Raw genomic sequence first — 22065 nt, forward strand, 5'->3', positions numbered from 1 at the left:
GTATTTCGAAACTGCTATTTTGACAATTCCTATCTTTTTAATGAGGAATATCTAAAGGTGGGTAAATCTATAGGGGAATTTCACACCCATTTCACCACTGAGTAACTTTTATAAGAAAAACATGCAAAGGTACATCAATATTGTTAGTGAGCTTGTAGAGCAAACTAGAGCGTTATATGAGTACCTGTAGTTTAGAGCTATTTGATTAGGCCATGGTCGCCGTAGTTGTCCAAGATAAGTCACTTGTTTGAATGCAATGACATGGAGGAAAGGTAGCTAAAAATATAGGGTTTTGCACTCTCCCTCGCGCGCGCGCGTTTTGTCTAAATATACCCATTTTTTGATGACTTAAATCACCTCTTAATAACTTGAAAATTATTGGAGGGGCTATGGGAATTTATATTGAGCTTAGTAATTTTGAAGTGCCCAAAAATCTTCTTTTTCTCAAAGCAGAAGTTAAGTACGGCGCACCTAATTATAAAAAGATGATTGATGAGCTAAAAAAACATCATGAAATGACTAACGAAAAGATTGCGTATCTATTACCAATCTCCGGTCCTAGTAGTGTGGCTGAATGGATGCGTAACGGTACTCCTAACTATGAAGCAGGAGAAGCATTTATTGAGCTTTGGAAAGCGCTCACTGATAAAACAAACCAAGATATCCCAAGGGTTAATAACTGGAGCATATAAGCATGCAACGACCAACAGTTCCGGCTTTTAAGCCTTTAGACTGTGATGATATGGAAAGATCAATCCAGCTATGTAATGGGATTGAATACTTGATTGATGAGTTTCGAAGGGAGATCAATGGCAAGGAACCAGCACAGTTGTTCAATGTTAAGTATAAAGATCATTTACTAAAAGTTGCTTCTCACTTGGAAGAACTAATCCATCGCCTTGCGTACTTAACAGCCAAGAACAATAGAGCTTTTTACTATAATCATCTCTATACAATTTTAATTAACTTGAATAGCTGTCCGAATACTTTAATTATTACGGCACACTATTTGGATCCTGATCAAGAATTTAAACGCCTTCTTAATCGGAATACATTCGAGTTTGAGTTAGGGCAGATCGTGAAGAAGATCCAGTTTATAAAACGTGTGCTGGAATCGCTTTTTATTGGTCGTAAGTCTGGAGTGAAAAATATCAATCGTTGCTTTCATCAAACGAAGCGTACAGCCTGATTTTAATCGAGAGATAGGAGCTATTTAGGCTCCTTTTTTCTGGACTAAATATACCCATTTTTTGAGGACACATAACCATTTAATTTTGAAGTATTGAGTAAATTACTTCGAGAAAGACAATGGCATTAATTCCACGGTCACAAGGCCGAACAGTATCACGGCCAACATTGCAGCAACATACACCAATAACCGGACTCGGCAATATTGGTAAAGCTATTGATGGTGTGCTTGAGGCACGTAAAGAGGAAAAGGATAAAACAGAGAAGGCTGATTTTGCATTACAGTCATCTAAGATTGGCGCTGATATCAGCGTTGTAGATAATGACTTAATACTCAAAATGCAGAGTGAAGGGCTGCCATATGAAGAGGCAGTAAAGCAAAGACAGGATAGCCTTGAGTCAATCAAGAAACAGTATAAAACTGTGGTACCTAAGCAGTTTGAGCAAAACTTTAATAATTACTTCGAACAGCATTCTTATCAGAGTGCATCGAAGTATCTGCCGATTGCGCAGAAGTCAGAACAGCAACAGGCAATTGTCCAGCTTAAGGAGATGAAGGAAAACTATTTAAAGAATCCGAATGCTTCCGAGCAAGAGGTTTGGAATGGTTTAGCTACATATGGACAGTCTAAAAACTTAGCTTTAGCACATGTAAAAGACAATTTTAACGAATATAAAAATAATCGCTCCAGTAATGATGTAGCTGCATTTTATTTAGGAAATAAGTCGGACAATGAAAAGCTGACTGAACTAACAACTCCTGAAGCTGTTTTAAAAAAACATCCCAACTTGACTCAGGAACAAGCCGTCTACTGGAGTGGACGGGTATCAAGTCAAATCGACCAGAATAACCGGGCAGTTGCCTTACAGCAAAAGCAGTTAGAAGATGATGCCAAAGATGCTGTTAATGAGATGAAGGCGGACATCGAGACTGGATTAATTCCAAGTGAAGACGTCATCAAATCTCGTTTGGCACGTGTTAAGGGTACGGGAAAAGAGTCTGAGTTTGTTCAGTACAGCGGCGCTTTGGTTGAAGTACAGCAGTTCATGAGACTGGGAGCGGATGAGCGTGAAGCATACCTCAGTAAAAAGCGTTCAGAAGCTCAAAATACGGCGCAAGATAATGCTAGAGATGTGAGCTGGAAATTAAATCTGCTCTCTAAAACGCATGAGAATATGCTCGGCTATGAGAAAAATAACTCCACTTTGGCCTACTCTATTAAGACTGGTCAAGAGCTGACAGTAGTACCGACAAATGCAATTCTTAGTGGCAATCCTGAAGCCATTGCGGCTCTATCCAAGAACATCAAATCTATTCATGCGAACAATGTATTGAACGGGACTGTAGGGTCTTTAAATCCTTTTTCTACCCAACAGCAAGCTGAATTAAAACAGTTCTGGGAAAAAGCTAGACCAGGGGACAAGTTGAGCTTGCTAACCAGTCTTTATAAATCCAGTGCAGGTAATGCCAATGCATCCAGAGATATGATTAATAGCATTGCCGGCGAAAGCGGTGCCTATCGTTTATCGGCTTCACTTAATAACCGAGGCCTTCAAGATATTGCCGGGCAGATCATTACCGGTCAGGATCTACTGGAAAAGAGTTTGGTCAAAGTAGATGAGAGCGGTTTAACAAAACATACCGAGGCATATTTGGCCGGTATCACTTCACCAGGTAAACCTGACTTTCAAATCTATTTGGATGCAGTCAAAGCTAACTATGCTTATTTGGTTCAGAAATCTGAGAAGGTCACAGATACGAAAGGTAATCTTCTAAACAAAACTATTGATGAAGAGCTTTTTAATAAAGCGGCTAAGAATGTCACAGGCGGTAAATTCACATCAGGCGGATTCTTCGGAAGCAAATCAGTTGTGCTACGGCCGCATACGGTAGGTGAGAAAGCATTCCGTGAGCAGCTGGAGAGCTTTAACTCTCGTAATGCCCGTAACTATGGCGGATCTGACAAAGACTTCTTCTTGGATCTGCCTTTAGAACAAGATCCGAAAAACCCCTATCTCTATTACTTCAAGAATGGCACCAAGTACGTAATGGATGCCACCGATAAGAAGCGTCAAACACGCTTAACTTTTAAAGTGAGATGAGGTAGAGATGGAATTTTTAGCAGATGATGAATTAACGTTAAATCAGGATGACCCTCGCTTTAAACCTAAAAGTGAGCGTGGTGGATTTAGCGACGGCGTGTTAGGTACTGTTTCTGGTGTGGCAATGGGTACCATTGAGGCAGCCACCGCACCAGATGCCTTGATACGTGGTGACAAGAAAGCAGCAGCTCTAAGAGCGCAGAACCTTGAGATTTTTAAGCCTGATGACTTGGGTGGAGTGGGCGAGTTTACCTATGGCCTGACTAAAGACTTTACCCGTATTGGATGGAACGCCGTCACTACTTTAGGAACAGGCGGTGTGCCAGGCTTGGCATTGAATTCAGGATTATTCGGGTACCAGACCTTTGAAGCAGAGAAATCAGACTTACTGAATAAAGGGGCCGATATAAAAACAGCCCGTACTGGTGGAGCGATTAAAGGGGTTACAGATGCTTTAGGTTTTGCTATTCCTACTCATGGTGTTGCTAAATCAGTAGTGGCCGATGCTGTGGCCACTACTGCGCTGGCTACTGGAGCTGGCGTAGCTGGTGATTATCTTGAAGGTTCATTTCTTGAAAACAATGAAAATAAGAAGGTTGCTCAATACGGCGAAGCATTAAAGGAAAATGCAACCAGTCCGTCCACATTGGCAGCAAATGGCGGGATGGCCTTACTACTCAACCTATGGGCCAACAAGGGGCGTTTACGGCCAGAGCAGATTAAAGACCATAGTAATGTAGATACTATGAATGATGCGGCTCACATTCAGGCCAACATCGAGCATGCAGAGGGTACGAATCCATTTAGCCCAACTAATGCAAAAGAGGCCAATTCACACTTTGATGCATTGGATAGTGCAATGGAGAGTGCACTAAATGATGAGCTGGTCAGCTTAAAAGCACCAGTGAGCGGAACACCCAAAGCAATCGTAACCAGTACACCAGTGGTACCAATAACAGGTACACCTAAAGCCATTGTGAGACCCGGCACTATCAATACTGATGAACATAAAGTGCCAGTAATGGCGGAGCTTTTGACTAACCCTGTATTTGATAAAAAACCTTGGACAAAAACGATTGTCCAGGAAGCCTCTAAACGGGGTATCAATCCAGTAGATGCCTTAATCATTTCCCATTTGGAAACTGGCGGCACCTTCAGTACTTCAATCCAGCCAAAGGGTAGAGATGGGGAGTTACTTTCATCGGCCACCGGCTTATTTCAGACTTTGGATAGCACCTTTGCCCGTATGGGAGGTAAGAACAAGTTTGATGGTAATGATCAAATTAAGGCTGGTTTGAACTACTACGAGCATAATGCCAAAGTTTTCCGTGGCCACTTTAATCGGGATCCTAATGGCTTAGAACTTTACTATCTGCATTTCTTCGGTGAGGGTGGTGGACCAGTATTTTTAAAGGCGAAAGATAATGAGCTTTTTGTAGATGTGGCCACACGCTGGAGTAAAGGCAATCAGAAAAAGACTGCAAGACAGATTGCAGAAGGTATCACTTCAAGCCATAAATTCAATGGTATGACTGTAGGGCAGGTAAAGGCCAAATACGAGAAACGCTGGAATGAAATAGCCAGTCTTTATAGTGATGTGGGGGCACAAACCACAGTGCGGTCTACCGAAGTCCGTGGAAGTGAATCAGAGTTTCCAGAGTTTGAGTCTGATATAGCTGCACCTCCTGCATACAAATCCCAATCTGATGCTGAAATTGAGGCAATGCCTTTTGTGTTCAGTGCAGATGAACATAGTGTTAAATCACTCCAGGAAGAGTTTGATGCTCTATCCTCTCCATTGACTAAAGAGGATCTGGAATACCTCAAGGCTACGGCGCATTATCAATATTCTGATGGCGGTGCTTACCGGACGCCGTATGTTGAACCTCAGGTTGATTTATCTGGGCCTGGTAATAGCGCAAATCGTACTTTGGATACACTGGAATCCGACCTTTACCAGCTTGAGCCAGAACAACAAAGAGTTATTGTTGCAGAGCCTGAGTCAAATATTTCAGATCTCAGTACCAGAACATCTGATCCGAATATTCCGCAAAACTCTATCGCTGAAGGTATAGATAATTGGACTCCTACCAGGTCTCAAAATTACCTTAAACGAGAACGCTCAGTTGATGGTGGGAGCATCATTCAAGAGCTACACAATAAGACCTCTAACACGACATTCCAGCGTCAGATCAATCAGGATGGCACCATTAGCCCGGTAAAGGCCACACGTAATGGAGATGAACTGTTTGCTCATCCTGCCAATGGCAAAGCAGATAGCCCTGAATTAACTGCGGTACAGCACAAAGCTACCCAGGCATTAGAACGTGAGTTTTGGAAACCGGGCAAGACTAAGGTTGATGGTGCACCAGACTTGACCAAGTCCAGTAAAGGGGAATACGGCGCATTTACTGATACAGCAGACGGTAGGGAAGCGGTTTCAATTCTGGAAGCAGATCCTGACATGGAAGTGACCTTCACGCGCCTGGATGAAAATGGGAATGAGGAAATCGTGACGATGTCATCCCGAGATCTATTGGACTATGTCAAAGAGCAAGAAGAAATCGCAAAAGATGAAATTCAGGCAGTGAAAGCATTGGCAAGCTGCGCATTAAGATTTGGGAGTGAAGCAGCATGAGAGCTGAATGTAGAGAACAAGTTGCAAAAGCATTAGGTAAAAGAAAATTAAGTGCAGCTGATAGTAATCGTATTTCATCACTGTATATCCGGGCACAAAATACTCTGGCCAGAACAGATCCTGATTGGATGTTCAAAAGTCCCGCTGAGCGTGCTGAAGCGATTGCGCAGAAAACTGCTACGGATCTCGCCGTCCAGATCGCCAAGAACAATCAGAACATTGCCCGGGATGCCATCATCAAGGCCCAGCTACAGAACGAAATCTATAACCATCCTAAATTGAACCCAGTTCAGGCTTTAATGCGGAAGATTGCATACTTTTCAGATCAGAGTGGTATCCAGTCCATAGAGAAGCAATCCCAAGCCTTACACAGTCGCTGGATGTCATTAGTTGCTGATGTGTTTACCAAAACACAAGAGCGCTTTGGCATGTCAGTGAACAAAGCCATGACTGATGACATTATCCGGGTCATGTTTGGTGGCAAGTCTGATAATCCAGAAATTACGGCGATGGCCAAGGAAGTAAGTGCAGCCCTGGAGGAAATGCGTTTAGCCTTCAACCGGGCTGGTGGGAATATTAAGAAGCTCGATAACTTTGGCTTTATGACCTCACATGATCAGAAGAAAGTAGCCCTAACAGATCAATCAGAGTGGGTGAACGATGCATTGGCTGGAGTAGATCGTAATCAGTATGTCAAAGAGACTGGTGAGTTGATGGATGAGCTGGAGCTTAAATCCATGCTCGAGGAGATTTATAAAACTATCTCAACCAACGGCGCCAACAAAGACTTACTGATACTGAATAAACAGGCCAAAGCAGGTGCATCACCTGTAGGTGGTCGTTCAAAGATGGCAAATCGTCATCAGGAATCACGTGCTTTGCATTTCAAGGATGGTGACGCATGGCTGGCGTATCAGAAGAAATATGGAACTTATGATGAAGCAGGGTTTCATGAGATTCTGAAAAACCATACTCACCGCATGAGTACAGAAGTGGCCATGATGCAGAACCTTGGATCCAATCCTCGCAATACATTTGAGTCGCTATTGGATGAAGCCAAGATCAAACTGAAAGCAGATCCACAGAATGGGATGAAACATGGTGAGATTGATAAGCAAGCACACCGCGCTATGTCGATGTATAACACCTTGGATGCCAATACCCGGGCGATTGACTCAACCTTAGGTAACGTCATGGGGGGCCTTCGTGCCTTAATGGTTGCGTCTAAATTAGGCGGTACCACATTAACCACGTTTGGCGACCATGCCAGCATGAAGAAAGTTGCCAATATGCTGGGCCTGTCCTATACCAAATCGATTCTCCCTGAATACATGAAGCAATTGAAACAGGGTGCCACACGTGACGAGGCGTTACGATTTGGCCTTGGTATTAATGAAATGGCCGGATCTATGACCCGCTTTGGTGATGCAGATATTGTCAGTAGTGCCACAAAATCGGGCCGTTTTAATGCGCGTATGCAGGCTTTTGCAGCAACGACTATGAAACTATCAGGACTGAACGCCGTCACTGCAGGAGCGAAACGAGCACTTAATCTGGTGCATATGAATAAGCTTGCTGAAATGACCCGTAAAACGGATTGGCAGGATCTCGGTGCAGATGATCTTAAGATCCTGCAGGGGAATGGTATTACCGAACGTGACTGGCAGTTGTGGCAGCAGCTGGAGCCAAGTAAGCGTGAAGATGGGACGGCGGTACTCTCTCAGAATGATTTCTTTAATGCGCCTGATGATGTGATTAAGCAGTTTTTGCCATTGGATAAGCAGGACAATGCTAATGCACTGGCTGACTTCCGGTACAAAGCTGCTATGAAATACCAGACTCATATCTTCAATGAGGAATCCGTAGCTATCATTGAGGCAGGTGTACGTGAACGTAGCATCATTAACTTAGGTGAAGCCGGAACCATCCAGGGGGAATTGGGTCGTACCTTATTCCAGTTCAAGGGCTTCCCATTGGCTTATATGTTCCGTATTGGTCATCGTGCCTTTGCTCAAGGCGATATTAAGAGCCGGGTAACGTTCTTGGCTTCGCTACTGGCTTATCAAACTTTAGCAGGTGCATTGATCGTTCAGACCCAGAACTTGGCCAATGGTAAGAATCCAGAGCCGGTATTTACGATTGATTTCTTTGGTAAGTCACTTCTTAAAGGTGGTGGGCTTTCCTTCCTGGGGGACATCATGTCTGCACTTTCAGACCCAACCGGTCGAAGTGCATCAGACTTTATCAGTGGCCCACTCTTAGGCCAGAGCATGAAGCTGGGTATGCTGCTAACAGGCATGGGCAACAATATCATTGAGGGCAAGGAATCTACCCGGATGATGGAAGTGGCCAATACTCTGAAGAGCAATATTCCATTGCAGAATCTTTGGTACAGTAAGCTGGTCGTAGATCGAATGCTGTATTCAAAAATGCAGAATATGATTGATCCTGATTATTTGCCGAGAACCCAGCAGCGACTGGAGAACTTAGGTAATAGTTACTGGTGGGATTTATCAGAAGAATAAAATTAGGAGCTTCGGCTCCTTTTTTAATTTTTAGATTACTATGTTGTATTGATATTTATAAATAGCCAAAATTCAACATCAAATGATGTGATGAGACAATTAAGAGGGGGGGATATGATTGGTAGAGTTTTACCCATATTGCTTTTAGGGTATTCAACAGTAGCTTTAGCAGAGAATGGATTTGATCGCTCGTTAATCAATGCCAAGATAATCAATGAGAAATATGAAATTATTGATATTGATAGCTTTAACGATCTTACTCGTCAAATCACCAATGAAGTAGTTTCGACGTTACCTAGAAAGGTTGATGCTGATACAGAGCTATTAACCATGGTGTTAAGCAGACCTTTAATTTCTCAGACTTATGCGCTAAGAGATATTGAAACTAAAAGGGATTTATCAGAAAAAATAGACTTGGAAAAGTTTAGTCAATTAATTAGAAATTACACTTGTTCCTCAGCTATTGGCACTTCTCAAGTTTATAGGGTAAATGGCACTCATTTTTCTTTTAAAGTAATTAATAGCGATTTTATGGAGCTTTACAGCTATACATTCCCACTAAGAACATGTGAAGAATGAATGTGAAATACAATTCAAAGTTGCAGTTATTGCTGAATAGCTTGATTGGTATGACTACACTTTGAGGAATAATTGATGAACCTATATATCTCAACACCTGAGCTATTAAAACGTTATGGAATTACTAAAGGAACATTGATCAGTTGGCGTAATAAAAAGAACTTCCCTGAGCCAGTGATTAAGGCTCATGGACGTTCAAGTAGCCGTTACGGGATAAAAGCGGTTGATACCTGGGAAAGAGACAGTGGATTGCTTGACTCGCTTGAAATACAGCCTTTGATAACACCGCATTCATAATTTTAGTATAAAAAGGAATTTCGCATCATGAAGAAGATAATAGCGTTCTCTCTAATGAGTCTTATAAGCTCAGTCTCTTTGGCCATCCCAATTACACTTCAGCATTCCAAGACCAGCTATGTGAACTCAGGGATCTGTTCCGCCGTGGTGGATGTGACGATCCATGATTTTCTTGGGACCAATGACAAGTTGTATTTAGACCTGATGGCAAAGGATAAGGCCGGTAGAGTGCAGGGGACTTCTGAGAATGTAATAACCTACGGCGATATACAAAACCTTCAAGGTAAAGCATTTGGAAATGTTTTTCTTGAATCTGAAACGATGTGTGGAGCGGATCGTAGCTGGACAGTTCAGGTCAAGCGCGCCGTCTTAGTCACAGATGGTAAAAGAGAAGATTTATTAAAGGCTAAGAAAGTTCATATTGATGACTTTCAGCCTATGAAATTTAAAGTTAATTAAGACTGTTATATATGCTTACTATTTTTCAGTTTTATAATCGACTTATACGCATAAATTACTAAACGAAGTTGAAAGCATTGTTCACCAAAATAAATATTTACCTAATAGATTTAAGAGGATTATGGAGGGATGAAAAGGCTTTGGGAAAAGGTGGTAACCTTTTACATTTATTCGTTATTTGCCGGACCTATTGCCATGGTTTTCTTAATAAGTGGCGATCAGGATTATATAGTAAATAAGATTTTAACTTTTTATTTTATGGGTGCTCTGGCTTTAGCAATTGTTCTTTGGCCAATCTTAGCCTTTATAGGTAGAAAGAAACGATCATAAAAATAAGGCTGCATTTGCAGCCTTTGTCTTATTACAATAATTTACTTTCACCTATTGCATGAACGTTTTAATTATTCAATAATACCGTCAGAAACTGACGGTGCGCATATGGAACAACCCGACAATATAATAATGTTTTCAGATCTCTCTGAAGCTGCTGCCAGGTCAAAGCTTAGAGAGTTAGCAAAAGATTCAAGTAAGGTGTTTTACACTGAGCATGCTCGTAAGCGCATGAAGCAGAGAAAAATTACACCTTCCCAAATACTTTGCTGTATGGAGCATGGTCAGTTTGAAGAAGGTCCTTATAGAGAAACTAATGGATCTTGGAAAATGAAATTATCTGTTATTTCAGCAGGTGATGTCATTAGTGTAGTCGTAGTACTGGACTACGATGATATAACCAAGGATCACAGTATTGTGATCACGGTAATTAGAGGTTAATTATGTACCATTACACCGAAAGCGGTTTACGCGATGTTTGGTTGGTAAATGGTTACATCGCAAAAGAAACACCCTATGGAAAGGTTGTTTCTTTTGAAGATGTAGAAGGCTTACATCGTGTGATTGGAATTAACTTAGTAACTCATAAGCCTCGTCTATCAGGTGCTGAGGTTCGTTTTTTACGCAAAGAAATGAATCTGTCCCAAAATGGATTAGCTGAAATTTTAGGTGTTTCTGAATCAAGTGTTCGAGCTTGGGAAACTCACCGCTCTAAAATCCCTAAACCTAGTGACCGCCTTTTGCGAGTTATGTATAAGGGTAGTGTTGAGAAAGGTAGTGATATTAGAAACATGCTTGACAAGATTGCGCATCTTGATCGGCAAATGGGTGAAAAGAAAGCTAGCTTTTCCCACCAGAAACAAGGCGGATGGTCTGAACAGGCTATTGCATAATATAAAGTTTGTAAGAAAAGGGCTGCCTAATGCAGCCCTTTTCTTTGATAGAAAGAATTATTTACCACCTGGGCGACGGTCAGTCGTACGATCGCCATAACATGAATCATCTTTCGCAGTCTAATCATTCATAAGAATATTGCTGACAATCAAAGTAACTCTAACTGTCCAATTTTATATTGATAAGTTCCCCATTCACCTTCACGAGGTTCACGGCTAATACCCGTTTCAGATCGCCATAGCTCAATTAAGGCTTCACCGTTCTCATAATTCGGAATACCCCCACGTGCCCATTCAGATACTGTAGAAGCACCAGATACCGGTAAGACGAATGCAATCTTTTCGTGTGTCCAGCCGCATTTGACCAAGTCCAGGATCATTCTGTTGAAGTCTGGACGTTTATAGCCACGGCGTTTAACAATGAATTCCTTTACTTTTTTTTTGGTTCTTAAGTTTTTGAACCTTTCGGTTTGTGACCTGCCTGATGCAGTAGAATCTACGCGGTCACCTTGGATAAACATCATATTGTATTCCCCTGGATTTGATTAAGTGAACAACGGCCCAAGTGGATTGATTTATGGCACATGTATTGTTCTCACTCTTCCACTCGCGCCGATGCAAAGCGACAGATATCTAAACGATCCATCACGCGAACTACGCCTTTCTTGCCATGGCGGTTTTTAGCAATAATGATTTCTGTAATACCACTCGGCATTTCATCATCATTGTTCAGAATTGGATGGGCCAATAGAATTTGATCCGCGTCTTGCTCAATCTGGCCAGACTCTTTCAGGTCGGATGCCTTTGGACGTTTACCCTTTTCAGACTCACGGTTGAGCTGTGCCAGGGCGATGATAGGGCAATCGAATTCCTTTGCCATCGCCTTCAAATCGCGACTGATTGAACTCACTTCCTGATAGCGGTCTTTCTTGGTTGGATCACGTACCAGTTGCAGGTAATCAATGATGATGCAGCCCAATTTCTTGTAGTTACGCTTAGCCTTGCGTGCATAAGAGTGAATCTCTGCAATGGTCGGCTTTTGCTTATCTTCAATGTGAATTGGAAGGCGGCTAAAACGATCCTGCGCATACGCAAATTCCTGAATCATCCCGTCATACAGCTCGGCATTGTGGATGTTGTCATATGGAATCTGGGTCAAAGCTGAGATACAGCGATTCGTGAATGTCTCAACATCCATCTCGGCAGATACAACCAATACCGCTTCCTTGAACTGCATAGCGGTTTGAATCGCCACCATTTGCGCCAGAGTGGACTTTCCAGATCCTGGTCTACCACCGATGACACAAAAGTGTCCGCGTTGAATGGTGCCCACTACGTTGTCCAAATGAGGTAGGTTGAACTTAACCCCTGTGTACTGCTTGTTAGCCTTAGCCTCTGCTTTCTGGATTAACTGATCACCAGCGCGTTTTAATGCTTCAGCAAATGTGAAACTGGACTTCTCCAATTTTTCATTGGTGGTCGCCTTGTTCAGGATATTTTCAGCAGCGTTATGCACATCAGGTACGGTTAAATCTCTTGCCACCTCCTGGATGCTTCGGCCCATCTTTTCAACTTCACGATGCGCTTTCAGCTTGTTGAGTTCAGCGACATAAGATTCCAGGTTATAGAAACTCGATGGTGCATCTGCCATCAGTGTCATCAGGTATTCAGCAGGCGTTACGCCAACCAGTGAATTTTTCTCATTCAGCTTCTGCTCCACGAAAACCACGTCATACGGCTTGTTCTCGTTAGCAAGGTCGGTAATGGCCTTGTAGATCTCTTGATGGCGCGTAGCAAAAAAGCAATTTTCATCCAGATCATTCATTACAGTTTCAAGTGAGTTCTGAACTGTCATCAGTGCAGCAAGTACACATTGCTCGATGGCGTTGTTATGAATTTCGATCATTACCAATCCCCCATGTCAGCTTGAAAGTTTTGAGGGTCTAAAGTCGAGTACGGCGTTATATTTCCGTATTCAGGATTCTGCTTTTTGTAGCGCTCAAACTTATCTACGATCCAAGCTGTGAACTTATGAAGCTTTTTACCTTCAGATAGAGCCTGACTGTCAAAATGAGAGTTAAATGCACTAAGCTCGAACTCAAAACTAGGCAAACCAAAGATCAGGTCAAGACTATTCCCATACCCTGCCATTTTTATCTTTGTTGACAGCTGATCTACATCAGGAATCCAGTCATGCTCTTGAGAGAGATTCATTGGTAGATTCTGTACCCCGTTTTGGGGATCATTTAAAATCCCGTTTTTGGGGTTATTCAAAGCACTGTTTTCGGGATCATTCCCATTTTTGGAATCATTCCGTTTTTGGGATTGTTTAATGTTCCCATTTTTGGGTGTATTAGAGTCATCTCGTTTTTGAAGATATTCTTCTCGTCCCGTAACGCCGTTGAGTTTGAGAACGCGAACACGCTTAGTCGGTCCTGTACGGTCACCGGTATCTTTTACCAGACCAAGGTTGATTAACTCTAAAATAACTTTCTGAACTGTCTTCTTATCCAGCACGGTATCTTTGGCTAAGCGTTCTATGCTTGGCCAAGCCGTATGCTCTTCACCGGCCCGATCTGCCAATGAAAGCAGAACGAGACGTTGTGATGAGTTATTAACTGGAGCAGTCCAAGCCCAGCGTGTTGCATCAATGCTCACTAGGCCCTCCTTGCTGATAGTTCTTCAGTACAGCATTCCAGAGACGTTCTTCGGTAATATGTACTGATTCCACATATGCAGCTGATGAGGGCATTGTTGTCTGATTAACAACTGGCTCTGGCTGTACTTTAGTTTTCTCTGATGAAATAGAAGGCTTATCCATTTTTAGTAGCCTCCCATTCTGCTTCATACTTTTCGCGTTCAATGTCGAATGTATTGCTATGGCTCTCTGCCCAATACGCAGCAATATGAATTAAGCGTTCAAGAGTTGCAAAGACGGCGCCATGAGTGTTTTGCTTAATGGCTTCTTTGACTACTTCGACTTCATCTTTAACTTGATAAAACATGGTCTCAAGCCATGATGTATTTTCATAAGCTAATGAATATGCATCGTGCAGATCACCAGCACCGTACTGATCATCAGGCTTATGCGTATGTCTGTTAAGTTCACGTATGTAAGTGTCTGCCTGGCTATCGGCAAGCTGGTAGGAAATTATGATTAGATTTTCTAGTTCAGCAAAAGCAGAGGAGTCGGCTCTATCATTTTCTTGTACAAATGTTTTAACGAAAGCCGTTGCTTTGTTGATTTGGTTAGCCAAAGTTCGAAGCTGTGTGGCAGCTTCAGATGCAATTGAGTAAGCACTGATAATATCAGCGACACTGTAAAAAGGAATTAATTGTTCTGGAAATTGAATTTGTACTTTAGCGTTCATGATGAATGCGCTCCTATGTTGTTTGGAGCTTCGTCAATCACGACCAAATGATTTTGGAGACGAAGCTGAAAAGGGTTGGTCGACAGGTAACATAGGGAACCTGCACATCCGAAGATGTCCCTCTCCAGCTCCGCCATAACATGCGGATGCATAGAGATTTTACGCACAAAAAAAGCCCGAAGAGCGGACTGTGCGCCTATGTTACTTTTGCAGCCGACCAAAGCTGATTCAGTGATTTTGCACCGAACAAGATCAATATAGCCGATCATTTTTGATTTGAGAAGCCTCAACCAGAAAATATTTTGAAAACTCATGGCCGCTCCCCAAACCTTTTAGCTAGGATCTGCATACCTTTTGGCAATATGAAGAACTCAGTCTGTGTGTAGCTGTATGATTGACCTGAAGGCTTTACACCTTCTTTGAGTGAATACTTAGTTTCACAATACCCGCGGTTTTCACTGTAATAAGTTGAAGCCCTGGCATTGTTTAGATACCGATCCCAATTATGTTTCCGAAGCCATTCAGCCAGTTCTTGCTGCTTCACATTCAAAATTTTGCAGGCTTGCTGAAACTTAACGCCGTGTTCAGTATGAGTAATAGTTTCGATGGCTTTTGACAGTACTTGGTTTTCAGCACTTAACTGGAGATTCTGTTTAGCTTGGACTTCAATCGCCTGCAGGAGATGCTGAGGATTGCTGATATCGAATGCCGGAGTCTGCTGCTCAAGCTCATACCACCGTTTTACAATTGCTGCGGTAAACTCCGGGCAGAGCTGGGCAACCACAGTAATTGAATCAAGCTTTCCTTGTTCGCCAGAAAACACATATTCAGTACTTGTGCGACCGTTTGTAGGCTTTTCCACCGTTGGTGGTAAAGCTATAACGAGACGTTCAGCTAAACGTTCGATAGTCCTTTTTACAGAATCTAGGCGTATTTTCGTAATAGCTGCGATATCCGAACTAAGCATCTGTTGCGATGGCAAAAAGGAAGTGATGGAAGTATTCATAATTAAGCCTCCAACCCTTTAGAAGCCATCCATGCTTCAATATCTTCAATGCGCCATGCAGTGATACGCTCAGTTAATTTAATTGGGGTAGGGAACTCTCCAGCGCGCACTTTGTCCCATATAGTTGTTTCACCCATTGGCAGTAAACCCTGGCGCTCAGGACGTGCTTTGATGATCCGGGTTGTTCCATCTTTAGCGATGTACTTGCGTTCTTTACGTGCAGCCGTAGTTGCAAGTTGTGACATGCGATAAAAGCCTTTTGGCGCCGTAGTTTGTTGTTGAGTAGACATGAAAAAAACCTCTAACTATGTGCCGTACTGCAACGGCGTTAGAGGTAGTATGTTGTTGTTTTTTATTTATTAATAGAAAGCAACTGGCACTTAATATAGATTAAGTTTCACTTGCTATATATTTCTTTTTGGTCTGCCAGGCTCTTGAGCATATGCGGGAGCTACTCTTTTAATCCAGTCTTTCAAAGATTCTGGCTTACTTGGTAGCTCTTGCATATGTTCAGTTTCAATCAATGTGCTCCATACGATTTCACACATTTCACCTATTTTTATCTGCTTCTCTCTATCATTTTTCCATTCGTGTATTGCAATTGCTTTAGCGGCTAATTGTGCGTGTTCTTTGGCTCGGCTTTTCCCTCGGGGCTTTTGAATTTGTTTTTCAATTAAAGTTTCAATCGTTTCAACTTTTCTGCCTCTAAGTGTTAAAGAGCCTTCAATAATTCTAGAAAGTTGATAATGGGTTATTAGAAGATCTGTTCTAGATATTGCTTGGAAAACAGCAGGCTCTCCTTCTTTTTCAATTGTAGTATCGATTACAGGGGGAGGTGTGACAGTATTATGGTGAAAAAACCTGTTTTCCTTCAAAAGCTGAATCCAAGCAATATTAATGTTTTCTACAGAAGCTATAACATCTGCAGAAAGCGTACATTTACCGAGCTCGTGTATCAGTTCATGAGAAGGCTGTTGTTTAAAGACTTCTAAAAAAAGGTTTTTGGGATTTCCTGTAAAAGAATCCTGAATATCTAGAATATTGTTGAAAAAGATACCTGAGCTGCCATCAGCAATAATATTTTTTCTTAAAATTAATTCATTAATTAATTCTAGTTTTGCCTCAAGCAGACATCCTTCACGTAAAGCTAAATTAAGTCTTGCCGTAATAATGGCCTCTAATGTGGCATCCATATCGAAATGCAGCTGTGTATACCCCCCATGTTTATCTACATCTGCATACTCTTCCCAGGCTTCTGACATTTCTTCGCCGTAGGCTGCATAACCTTCCCAGCCTCTTACAAAAATGTAGAGTTGCAGGTCATATACCAAGGCCATATTTAATAGCTTCTTTGCATCATAGTAATCAACTTCTAAGACTCGGTTTAACTCTTTCGCTGCATCCTTCAATGTATAGAAAGGAGCTGGATTTTTAATATCTTTAATATTACTCATGACCATTTATCCTTTTAGAAAACGCAGCAGAGCTATGCCATCTTGGTATTAGGTTTAAAGTGAATTAAATTTTCACTATCGTTGTTTGGCTTGAACTTAGACACATCCCCACCTTGACGAAGTGTGTCGAGGTAATCTGCCCAGAGCTGCATCATTTCGCGTCGACGGCGTAAAAATTTGGTTCGGTTATAAGCTGTGCCATTAGGGTCTTTAACCTTGTGAGCAAGCTGGTGCTCTACAATATCGGTTCTATATTCGATTTCTTCATCCAGTAGTGTTCGCGCCGTCGCCCGGAATCCATGAGCTGTATGTTTTCCTTTAAAACCTAATCGTTTTAATACCTGGGTAAGGGTGTCTGTACTCATGCATTCAGATGAAGTTTTAACACTTGGAAAAACGTATTTTGAAGTGGTCCGCAATTCTTCAAGTTCTTTGAGAATGTCATACGCTTGAATTGATAACGGTACGATGTGGTCTTGATTGGTTTTACTTGCTGCAAAGGACAGGCATCTATTTTCAAAGTCTACCGATTCCCAAAGTAGGGTTCTGACTTCCCCAGGGCGCTGGTAGATATATGCCGATAGCTTTATTGCTAACTCAGTTCTAATTCTCGTACGTGGAAAGTCTTTGGTTAAACGCCATGTTTTACGTAGTAGATCTGCCAGTTCTTTCTCATCCGTCACAGCGTTATGATTGCCTTTAGTCGGCTGGGGAAGAATGATGTCTGGAGCAGGGTTGTAGGTAATGATTCTTCGCTTCAATGGAAGCTTCAGTACCATGTTTATAATGGACTTAATGCGTCTTGCTGATTCAAGTGCACCACGTTCAACGAGTGCATCAGTCACATCACGTTCCAGTTGTTCAGTGGTCAGCTCTGCAACTGGTAACTTTCCAATAAACGGCAATATATCTCTATTCAGTTTGCGAATAGTTTCATGGTCCACCTTTCCCTCATGTTTGCGGATATCTAACCATTCTGCAGCGAATTTACTGAAAGTATTCTCTAAGGTTTGGAGCTGCTCACGTTTCTTATTATTACGTTGCTCAGCTGGATCGATGCCATTTGCCAGCATCTTCTTAAATTCATCACGTTTGGATCTTGCTTGCTCAAGACTGATCGTGGGGTAAGTGCCGATTGCCAGGGTGTTATATTTCTGTGTTACTGGCCGACGGTAATCCATTCGCCAGTATTTCGCTTCTGTTTCATCAATCAATAAATACAGTCCACCACCGTCTGGGTGTCTTTGCTTCTTTGCACCACTCACATCAAAGCTAAGGTTTTTAACCTCTTTAGCAGTCAGTTTATTAGACTGTTTTGCCATGCTTATTTCTCCTGGTTGTCGGTATAAAATCAGCACTTTTGGAGAGTTTTCGGTCAAAAATTAGCTGATTTGGATTTATACCGACAAATATACCGACAAAGTTGTCGGTATACTACCGTTATCCATCGTAGTGCATCGGGCATAAAAAAAGGCTTAACCCCTTTAGGATCAAGCCTTTTGCACTACGGTAAACTACCGTAAAAGTCGAATTTGGCGGTGAGAGAGGGATTCGAACCCTCGATACGCGCAAACGTATACACACTTTCCAGGCGTGCTCCTTCAGCCACTCGGACACCTCACCAAGGTGTGCGATAGTAACCAAAAAAAAGCCAGCTGCCAAGTTATCACCAAACAGATTTGCAGAAAAAGTTTTGAGCTAGTGGTAATATGGCACGATCTCAAAGTTGATTTGATTGAAATATATGCAAAGTTCTGCAAAAAAAGCCGCATTGCCAGTGATGACATTGGCAGCCTTAGGGGTGGTCTTTGGAGACATTGGAACAAGTCCGTTATATGCCATACGAGAATGTTTTAACACAGGACATATGGCGATCAGTGAAGCATCGGTACTTGGGATATTATCGCTAATCTTTTGGTGCATGAACTTAACCATTAGCTTTAAATATGTTTCCGTGATCATGCGTGCAGATAACAATGGTGAAGGTGGGATTATTTCTTTACTGGCGTTAAACCTTCGCTCAAAAGTATTTTCAGATAAAAATAAAATCTATCTAATTGCACTCGGCTTTATCGGTGCATCGCTTTTCTTCGGTGATGGTATTATTACCCCTGCAATCTCAGTCCTATCTGCAATTGAAGGTCTGAGTATTGTCACCCCAGCGTTTAACCAATGGTTAGTTCCGATTGCATTAGGGATTCTTACAGGGTTGTTCATGGTACAGCGCCATGGTACTGCAACGATGGGGAAACTTTTTGGTCCAGTTACCCTGTTATGGTTTATCTCGATCGGTCTAGTGGGATTGTGGAGTATTATTCAAACCCCTTATGTCTTGATGATGATCAATCCTTACTGGGCATTTAACTTTGTTTATGAACAGCCGACCATTGCATTTATCACCATGGGAGCAGTGATCTTGACCATGACGGGTGGTGAAGCACTATATGCGGATATGGGACACTTTGGTCGTATGCCGATCAAATTAGCTTGGTTCTGTATCGTACTGCCATGCTTGCTCTTCAACTATGCTGGTCAAGGTGCATTACTACTGCGTAATCCAGCAGCAATTGAAAATCCATTCTACCTTTTGGTTCCAGATTGGGCGTTATTCCCGATGATTGGATTGGCAACGGCTGCCGCGGTTATTGCATCTCAAGCGGTGATCACGGGGGTATTTTCAGTTGCCAATCAGGCGATGCAACTCCGTTATTTACCGAGATTAACCGTGCATCACACCTCTGATGTGGAGCAAGGTCAGATTTATTTGCCATTTATCAACTGGGTGTTGTTTATTTCGGTCTTCATTTTGATTTTACTTTTTGAAAGTAGTACCGAATTAGCCAGTGCTTATGGTGTCGCGGTGACCATGACCATGTTGTGTGGCACCATTCTGATCTCGACTTTGGCATATGGTGTTTGGCGTTGGTCATGGTGGAAAGTGGCATTGCTGGCCATCCCATTTTTACTATTGGACTTAGTTTTTGTTGCATCAACTTCATTAAAAATCTTGGCAGGAGGTTGGGTGCCAATTTTAATTGGTGCGGTGGTCTATACCATTTTGATGACATGGAAGCGTGGTCGTGAGATTGTTTTCAAGCGCATGGAGACAAATGCTTTATCGATTGAATTGTTCATCAAAAGTATTGGAATGAGCAAGGAAACACAATTTGTTCCAGGTGAAGCGATCTTTTTGACAGGAACGCCAAATATTGTGCCTCATGCGATGTTGCATAATATTAAGCACAATAAAGTACTGCATGAACGCAATGTAATCGTTACGGTATATACCCAAGATATTCCATATGTGGCACGAGAAGATCGAATCAAAGTCGAGAAACTCGATGATCATTTCTATCGTATCTATATGTATTATGGTTTTAAAGATCAACCAAATATTCCAAATGCGTTAGAACAAGCATATCAAGAGCTTGATTTTGAGTTTGATATGATGCAAATGAGTTTCTTTATTTCACGAGATCGTATTGTACATACGGTGGGTGACGGAATGTCTCCTTGGCGCGAAAAGCTGTTTATTTCGATGCAACGTAATACCAGTCCAGTCAGCGACTTTTATCAGATTCCAACCAACCGTGTGGTTGAGTTAGGAAGTCAGATCGAAATCTAAACTTGGATCGATAAAAATGGCACCATCGGGTGCCATTTTTTATGTTTGATGATTGAGTGTTCAGATTTACGACATAAAGTGTCGTTCTAAGCCGCTGTTCAATGTACAGTAAGGGTTTGACTTGATAAGCTGCGCGTTCATGTTGATTTTGATATGGTTATGGCAAGAAGAACGAGCAGGAAGAGTAAAGCGAAATTCGCTTTTTTGAGCCAAAATTTTGGAAAGATCGTATTAGCGCTGCTTGCAACAAGTAGTTTTGCGATAGCTTTTGGCAATGAAAAAATTGCCAAATTTATTCCCTTGCAAAGCAGTGGTAATCCCACTTGTTTAAAGCAATTTTATCGTGATGTTCCGCCCTTACTCAGCAAAGCCAGTTTGCAAAAAGACAGTTATGCACTGTGTTTTAATGATTTTAATGTGATGTATTCAGGGGTGTCCAAAACACCACTTTGGTCAGCAGCCTATCTGACCCCAGAACGTTTGAGTATCAAAATCAAACGTGAAGACAATTTCCATGAAGAAACACGTGTAGCGGAACGTCATCGTGCTTTGCTATCAGACTATCGTGGTTCAGGTTATGACCGTGGACATATGGCACCAAACGGCGATATGAATAATAAGGCCGCGCAGTACGATAGTTTTTCCTTGGCAAATATGGTACCGCAAGCGCCTAAAAATAATCAGGAAGTTTGGCGTAAAGTTGAGGAAGCAGTACGTGCAGTGGTGAGTAAGCAGCATAAAGATGCTTATGTGATTACAGGCCCAGTATTTGAAGGGCAAAGACTAAAAACCATTGGTAATGGTGTCATTGTTCCAACTGCAGTTTATAAAGCGGTGTATTTGCCGAAGCAGGGGATTATTGGGGCGTATTATGCTCCGAATAATAATTCGCTACAGGTAAAAGTAGTCAGTGTGTGTTATTTGGAAGAGAAATTAGGCATTAACCTATTTCCCCAATTAACAGAACAACAGAAGCGTAATGTCTATCAATTACCTACCTCAGCACAGCAGGTCAAAGCACAGAGCGAGTTGAAGTATTTGCATTGGGATGGTCAAAGCCAATGCGCAGAAGATGCCAGTGCAGATAGTATTCAGGCACAACAACGTCAGTTTACGAATAACTCAACGCTAACGGCTGAACGCCCAGTGTCGTCAATAGATGAGGAAGCAAAGCAAGAAGTTATTCGACAGTTGGTGGATATGCTGGTGCAGTATTTTTTACAAGTGTTGAGATAATGTAGGATCACTTGCAAAGCAAGAATGCACAGCGCAGGCTATCTCAAATAAAATAACAATGTGAGGCTGAAATGTTTAAACCGTTTGAAAATGGCAATGAATCTTCGGTGATTGATGATCTGACTTTGGAAAATCAGGTGGATTGCGTCAGTTTGTATGGGAATTTGCAGATCACCAAAGATCAGGTGGGATTGCAAACAGCAAAAGCACTACAGCAGTTCATCAATGATGTGGTCATCGCATTAGAGAAAGACGACTTACCCGAAAAGATTGAGCGTTTGCCTGAAAAGGAAATAGATAATCCATTTTTATAAGCACAATAAAAATGCCTCCTTTTAAAGGAGGCATTTTTTAATCATAA

General features: G+C 42.0%; 23 protein-coding genes and 1 tRNA gene. 14 read left to right on the plus strand and 10 right to left on the minus strand.

The window, feature by feature from the left end; all coding sequences use genetic code 11:
* Positions 1-389 precede the first annotated feature (389 nt).
* From HMPREF0023_RS02335 to HMPREF0023_RS02385, 11 genes are all read left to right on the plus strand, one after another.
* Positions 390-692 (plus strand): hypothetical protein, encoded by a 303-nt coding sequence (locus HMPREF0023_RS02335; RefSeq protein WP_017396597.1) that lies wholly within the window; start codon positions 390-392, stop codon positions 690-692.
* 2 nt (positions 693-694) lie between these two features.
* The gene (locus HMPREF0023_RS02340) at positions 695-1189 is read left to right on the plus strand and encodes a hypothetical protein (protein ID WP_008941089.1); all 495 of its coding nucleotides are present in this window, start codon (positions 695-697) and stop codon (positions 1187-1189) included.
* Positions 1190-1308: 119 nt separating this feature from the next.
* Positions 1309-3291 (plus strand): hypothetical protein, encoded by a 1983-nt coding sequence (locus HMPREF0023_RS02345; protein ID WP_008941090.1) that lies wholly within the window; start codon positions 1309-1311, stop codon positions 3289-3291.
* A gap of 7 nt (positions 3292-3298) precedes the next feature.
* Positions 3299-5929, plus strand: a complete 2631-nt coding sequence (locus tag HMPREF0023_RS02350; RefSeq protein WP_008941091.1) for a hypothetical protein — start codon at positions 3299-3301, stop codon at positions 5927-5929.
* Positions 5926-8454 (plus strand): hypothetical protein, encoded by a 2529-nt coding sequence (locus HMPREF0023_RS02355; protein ID WP_008941092.1) that lies wholly within the window; start codon positions 5926-5928, stop codon positions 8452-8454. The genes HMPREF0023_RS02350 and HMPREF0023_RS02355 overlap by 4 nt, the downstream gene beginning before the upstream one ends.
* A gap of 114 nt (positions 8455-8568) precedes the next feature.
* Positions 8569-9033: a hypothetical protein gene (locus tag HMPREF0023_RS02360; RefSeq protein WP_017396596.1), complete on the plus strand. Its 465-nt coding sequence runs from the start codon at positions 8569-8571 to the stop codon at positions 9031-9033.
* 75 nt (positions 9034-9108) lie between these two features.
* Positions 9109-9330: a hypothetical protein gene (locus HMPREF0023_RS02365; protein WP_008941094.1), complete on the plus strand. Its 222-nt coding sequence runs from the start codon at positions 9109-9111 to the stop codon at positions 9328-9330.
* A 27-nt stretch (positions 9331-9357) separates the two neighbouring features.
* A complete protein-coding gene (locus HMPREF0023_RS02370; protein ID WP_008941095.1) occupies positions 9358-9789 on the plus strand; it encodes an IrmA family protein in 432 nt (143 codons plus the stop codon).
* A 129-nt stretch (positions 9790-9918) separates the two neighbouring features.
* Positions 9919-10119, plus strand: coding sequence for a hypothetical protein (locus tag HMPREF0023_RS02375; protein WP_008941096.1), 201 nt, complete (start codon positions 9919-9921; stop codon positions 10117-10119).
* A 108-nt stretch (positions 10120-10227) separates the two neighbouring features.
* On the plus strand, positions 10228-10560 hold the full coding sequence (locus tag HMPREF0023_RS02380) for a DUF4258 domain-containing protein (protein WP_008941097.1): 333 nt from the start codon (positions 10228-10230) through the stop codon (positions 10558-10560).
* A gap of 2 nt (positions 10561-10562) precedes the next feature.
* The gene (locus HMPREF0023_RS02385) at positions 10563-11012 is read left to right on the plus strand and encodes a helix-turn-helix domain-containing protein (protein ID WP_008941098.1); all 450 of its coding nucleotides are present in this window, start codon (positions 10563-10565) and stop codon (positions 11010-11012) included.
* A gap of 149 nt (positions 11013-11161) precedes the next feature.
* On the opposite strand, the gene HMPREF0023_RS02390 is transcribed toward HMPREF0023_RS02385, so the two are convergent.
* From HMPREF0023_RS02390 to HMPREF0023_RS02435, 10 genes are all read right to left on the minus strand, one after another.
* The gene (locus HMPREF0023_RS02390) at positions 11162-11536 is read right to left on the minus strand and encodes a hypothetical protein (protein WP_008941099.1); all 375 of its coding nucleotides are present in this window, start codon (positions 11534-11536) and stop codon (positions 11162-11164) included.
* 71 nt (positions 11537-11607) lie between these two features.
* The gene (locus tag HMPREF0023_RS02395; RefSeq protein ID WP_008941100.1) at positions 11608-12918 is read right to left on the minus strand and encodes a replicative DNA helicase; all 1311 of its coding nucleotides are present in this window, start codon (positions 12916-12918) and stop codon (positions 11608-11610) included.
* Positions 12918-13670 (minus strand): helix-turn-helix domain-containing protein, encoded by a 753-nt coding sequence (locus HMPREF0023_RS02400; protein WP_008941101.1) that lies wholly within the window; start codon positions 13668-13670, stop codon positions 12918-12920. Before HMPREF0023_RS02400 ends, HMPREF0023_RS02395 begins: the two co-directional genes overlap by 1 nt.
* Before the next feature lie 155 nt (positions 13671-13825).
* Entirely contained in the window at positions 13826-14383 is a 558-nt protein-coding gene (locus HMPREF0023_RS02405; protein ID WP_008941103.1) for a hypothetical protein, read from the minus strand.
* On the minus strand, positions 14380-14697 hold the full coding sequence (locus HMPREF0023_RS02410) for a hypothetical protein (protein WP_008941104.1): 318 nt from the start codon (positions 14695-14697) through the stop codon (positions 14380-14382). Before HMPREF0023_RS02410 ends, HMPREF0023_RS02405 begins: the two co-directional genes overlap by 4 nt.
* Positions 14694-15389, minus strand: coding sequence for a phage antirepressor KilAC domain-containing protein (locus HMPREF0023_RS02415; RefSeq protein WP_008941105.1), 696 nt, complete (start codon positions 15387-15389; stop codon positions 14694-14696). The genes HMPREF0023_RS02410 and HMPREF0023_RS02415 overlap by 4 nt, the downstream gene beginning before the upstream one ends.
* A gap of 2 nt (positions 15390-15391) precedes the next feature.
* Positions 15392-15679: a helix-turn-helix transcriptional regulator gene (locus tag HMPREF0023_RS02420; RefSeq protein ID WP_008941106.1), complete on the minus strand. Its 288-nt coding sequence runs from the start codon at positions 15677-15679 to the stop codon at positions 15392-15394.
* 114 nt (positions 15680-15793) lie between these two features.
* A complete protein-coding gene (locus tag HMPREF0023_RS02425; protein ID WP_017396595.1) occupies positions 15794-16843 on the minus strand; it encodes a hypothetical protein in 1050 nt (349 codons plus the stop codon).
* Between the two features lie 32 nt (positions 16844-16875).
* On the minus strand, positions 16876-18165 hold the full coding sequence (locus HMPREF0023_RS02430) for a tyrosine-type recombinase/integrase (protein WP_008941108.1): 1290 nt from the start codon (positions 18163-18165) through the stop codon (positions 16876-16878).
* Positions 18166-18376: 211 nt separating this feature from the next.
* Positions 18377-18466, minus strand: a tRNA-Ser gene (locus HMPREF0023_RS02435).
* A 121-nt stretch (positions 18467-18587) separates the two neighbouring features.
* Here HMPREF0023_RS02435 and HMPREF0023_RS02440 point away from each other — a divergent pair.
* The 3 genes from HMPREF0023_RS02440 to HMPREF0023_RS02450 all read left to right on the plus strand — a co-directional run bounded on the left by HMPREF0023_RS02440 (position 18588) and on the right by HMPREF0023_RS02450 (position 22018).
* Positions 18588-20468 carry a potassium transporter Kup gene (locus HMPREF0023_RS02440; RefSeq protein WP_008941109.1) on the plus strand — a complete coding sequence of 627 codons (1881 nt, stop codon included), beginning with the start codon at positions 18588-18590 and terminating at the stop codon, positions 20466-20468.
* Positions 20469-20627: 159 nt separating this feature from the next.
* Complete coding sequence (locus HMPREF0023_RS02445; RefSeq protein ID WP_017396594.1) at positions 20628-21704, plus strand: DNA/RNA non-specific endonuclease; 1077 nt, start codon at positions 20628-20630, stop codon at positions 21702-21704.
* 71 nt (positions 21705-21775) lie between these two features.
* Positions 21776-22018 carry a hypothetical protein gene (locus tag HMPREF0023_RS02450; RefSeq protein WP_008941111.1) on the plus strand — a complete coding sequence of 81 codons (243 nt, stop codon included), beginning with the start codon at positions 21776-21778 and terminating at the stop codon, positions 22016-22018.
* Positions 22019-22065: the final 47 nt, after the last annotated feature.

This window comes from Acinetobacter sp. ATCC 27244, from assembly GCF_000156555.1.
In the GTDB taxonomy this organism is placed as follows: domain Bacteria; phylum Pseudomonadota; class Gammaproteobacteria; order Pseudomonadales; family Moraxellaceae; genus Acinetobacter; species Acinetobacter haemolyticus.